Source organism: Cellulomonas endophytica (assembly GCF_004123805.1).
GTDB classification, from domain to species: domain Bacteria; phylum Actinomycetota; class Actinomycetes; order Actinomycetales; family Cellulomonadaceae; genus Cellulomonas; species Cellulomonas endophytica.
Genome location: NZ_RWJX01000145.1, coordinates 1 through 3,405 on the forward strand (window position 1 = coordinate 1; position 3,405 = coordinate 3,405).

Consider the following 3,405-nt stretch of genomic DNA (forward strand, 5'->3'; position numbering starts at 1 on the left):
CCGCCGCTCCCGCGCACCACGGCGCGCACGTGGCGGCGCCCGCGCCCGCCCCGGGCGCCCCGGCGGACGACGACCTCGCCGGCCACGGCGGGTGGGGGCGCCTGGCGCGCTGGGTCGCCCGGCACGCGCGGGCCGTCACCGTCGGGACGTCGGTGGCGCTGCTCGCCGCGGCCGCCTTCCTGCCGACGTTCCAGGCGGGCGGGACGAGCCAGGTCGACGTGTTCCGCACCCCGGTCGACGCGGTGGCGGGGGAGCGCGAGCTGGCGGAGCACTTCACGGCCGGCACGGTGCAGCCGACCACGGTGGTCGTGGACGCGGCCGCGGCCGACGCCGTCGTCGACGCGGCGCTCGACGTGCCCGGTGTGGAGTCCGCCGCCCCCTACACCGGCGCCGCGGCCGGTCCTCCCGGCGCGGCCGGCGACCCCGTGGTCGTCGACGGCCGCGTGCGGGTCGACGTCGTGACGACGGCCGGGGCGGACACGCAGGAGGGCGTCGACACGGTCCGGGACCTCCGCGAGGCCGTGCACGCCGCCGCCCCCGGCTCGCTCGTCGGTGGTGCGGCCGCGGAGACCCTCGACACCCAGGACGCCGGTCGGCGCGACCTCGCCCTCATCGTGCCCGTGGTGCTGGCGGTGATCGGCGTCATCCTCATGCTCCTGCTGCGCTCGGTGGTCGCGGCGGTCCTGCTGCTGCTCGCCAACGTGCTGTCCTTCGCCGCCGCCCTCGGGGTCTCGGCGCTGGTCTTCGAGCACGTCCTCGACCTGCCGCCGGCGGACCCCGTCGTGCCGCTGTTCGGGTTCACGTTCCTCGTCGCGCTGGGGGTCGACTACTCCATCTTCCTCATGACGCGCGTGCGGGAGGAGTCGCTGCGGCTGGGGACGCGAGCCGGGGTGGTGCGCGGGCTGGCCGTCACGGGCGGCGTCATCACGTCCGCGGGCATCGTCCTGGCGACGACGTTCGCCGCGCTCGCCGTGATCCCGCTCCTGTTCCTCACGCAGATCGCGTTCATCGTGGCGTTCGGCGTGCTGCTGGACACCTTCGTGGTGCGGTCGCTGCTCGTCCCGGCGCTCGTGCACGACCTGGGTCGCCGCACCTGGTGGCCCAGCGCGCTCGGCCGCACCGACGGCGGGCACCGGCAGGGGCAGGACGACGAGGGGCGGGGCGGCGCGGCGGTCGCGGCGGGCGTCGGGCACGGCCGGGACCGCGGCGAGGGGCAGGGCGGGCACCGGGCACCGGGACCGGCCGACGCCCACGGCTGACGGCCGCCAGGGGCCCGACGGGCGGGCGCGGGTGCACGGCTGCCTAGGCTGGCCGCATGGACGCACCCGTACGCACCGGTCTCATCGGCTACGGCGGGGCCGGCCGTGGCATCCACGCCCGGCTCCTGCGGGAGGTGGGGCAGGGGGTCGCGGCGGTCGTGACCCGGTCGCGGGGGGACCAGGTGCGGCAGGACTGGCCCGACGCCGCCGTCGTGCCGGACGTGGACGCCCTGCTGGCCCTGGCCGACCGGCTCGACCTCGTCGTCGTCGCCAGCCCGAGCGGCGACCACGCGGCGCACGTGCGGGCCGCGCTGGAGGCGGGGCTGCACGTCCTCACCGACAAGCCGCTGGCGACGTCGGCGGAGGAGGGCGAGGCCCTCGTGGCGCTCGCGGACCGCCACGGCGGCCGGCTGACGGTCTTCCAGAACCGGCGCTGGGACCCCGAGCAGCTGACGCTGCGGTCCCTCCTGGCCGAGGGCGCCCTGGGCCGGGTGCACCGGTTCGAGCGCCGCTGGGAGCGGTTCCGCCCCGTGCCGCAGGACCGCTGGAAGGAGAACGACCCGCGCGGCGGCGGGCTCCTCCTGGACCTGGGGGCGCACCTCGTCGACTCCGCGGTCCAGCTGTTCGGCCCCGTGCGGACGGTGCGGGCCGAGCTGCGGGCGCTGACGACCCCGGCCGTCGACGACGTCTTCCTCGCCCTCGAGCACGTCGCACCGGCCGACGGGGGCCCCTCCGTGCTCAGCCACCTGCAGGTCGCCTCGCTCGTCGGGGCGCCCGGTCCGCGGACCCGCGTGCTGGGCGACCGCGGCGCGTACCTGGTGACGAGCTTCGAGGGCGAGGCGACGCCGTTCGCCGCCCTCGACGCGGCCGAGGTCGCCCGGCGGGGGCCGGACGGGCCCGAGCACGAGGGCTGGCTCGTGCGGGGCGACGAGCGCACCCCGGTCCCGCGGGCACCGGGCGGGCACGCCGACGTCTACCGCGCGGTGCTGGCGTGGGTGCGCGAGGGCGGGGCACCGCCCGTCGACCCGCGGGACGCGGTCGCGACCGCGCGCGTGCTGGACGCGGCCGTCCGCTCGGCGGCCGAGGACGTCACCGTCGTCCTGGCCTGAGCGCCCGGCGGATGCGGCGCGACCGCGTCGACCGCGCCTGTGGACGACGGGCGACGGCACCGGGCACCGATGGTGTGAGGTGCCGCCGTGGACAGCGCAGGGGGACGGCGGGCGGCGGTGCCGGCGGACGTGGTCGCGGCGGCGGCGGCGTGGGGCGTGACGGTGGTGGCCCGGCTGGACGGGGACGCACCGGGTCGGGTCGCGGGGCCCGGGGCCGGGGCTGGGACCGGGGGCGGCGCCGGAGCGGTGCCGGGAGCCGGGCGGGGGCCGTGGCCGGCGACGGGAGCAGGGGACGGGACGGCACCCGTCGGGCGCCGCTCGGAGACCTGGCTCGTGCGCGACGCGGGCTCCGGTCCCGCAGGCACCCCCGACCGCGAGGTCCAGGTGCTCGAGGTCGCACCGGCGGCCGCCGCGGACCCGGGCCTGGCGGTGCGCGCCGAGGGCCTGCGCCGGCTGCGGCACCCGCACCTGGCCCGGGTGGACGACGTGCTGGAGATCGCGCCGGGCCGGGTGGCGCTCCTCGTGGAGCACGTCCCCGGCCTGCCGCTGACGGCGCTGCTGGCGGTGCGGGCCCCGCTGGACGCGGGGGAGACGAGCACGGTGGCGCTCCCCGTGGCCCTCGCCCTGGCGGGGCTGCACGGCGAGGGCCTGAGCCACGGGGGCCTCACCGGCGCGCACGTGGTGGTGCGGCCCGACGGCCGGCCCGTGCTCGCCGACCTCCGGGACTGCCTCCGCGGGGCGGGCACGGCCGCGCAGGACGCGAGGGCTCTCGTGCGGACCCTGCTCGCCCACCTCGACCCCGGGGACCCGGTGCTGCGGCCCGGTCTGGTCTCCGCCGGGCCGCAGGTGTCGGGCACGGGCGCGGTCGCGGCGATCTGCGCGCGGGTCGCGCCCTGCACGCCGCTCCGCCTGCCCGACGCGGGGCAGCTCGCGGGTGCCGACGTGCGGCGCGCGCTGCGGGACGCCCGTGCCGCGGGCGGCACGCGCGTCCGGGCGACCGGAGATCCGGCCGCCGGCCCCGTGCCCGCCCGGGCGCG

The 3,405-nt window shown here is 79.6% G+C and carries 2 protein-coding genes and 1 pseudogene; all 3 read left to right on the forward strand.

Going from position 1 to position 3,405, the window contains the following annotated elements; genetic code table 11:
* A partial coding sequence (locus EJA20_RS18260) for an MMPL family transporter (RefSeq protein ID WP_164984066.1) occupies nt 1-1,259 on the forward strand: 1,259 nt, incomplete at its 5' end.
* Between the two features lie 56 nt (nt 1,260-1,315).
* Nucleotides 1,316-2,368 carry a Gfo/Idh/MocA family oxidoreductase gene (locus EJA20_RS18265; protein WP_129339926.1) on the forward strand — a complete coding sequence of 351 codons (1,053 nt, stop codon included), beginning with the start codon at nt 1,316-1,318 and terminating at the stop codon, nt 2,366-2,368.
* 87 nt (nt 2,369-2,455) lie between these two features.
* Nucleotides 2,456-3,405: pseudogene (locus EJA20_RS18270) on the forward strand (hypothetical protein); the annotation flags it as partial.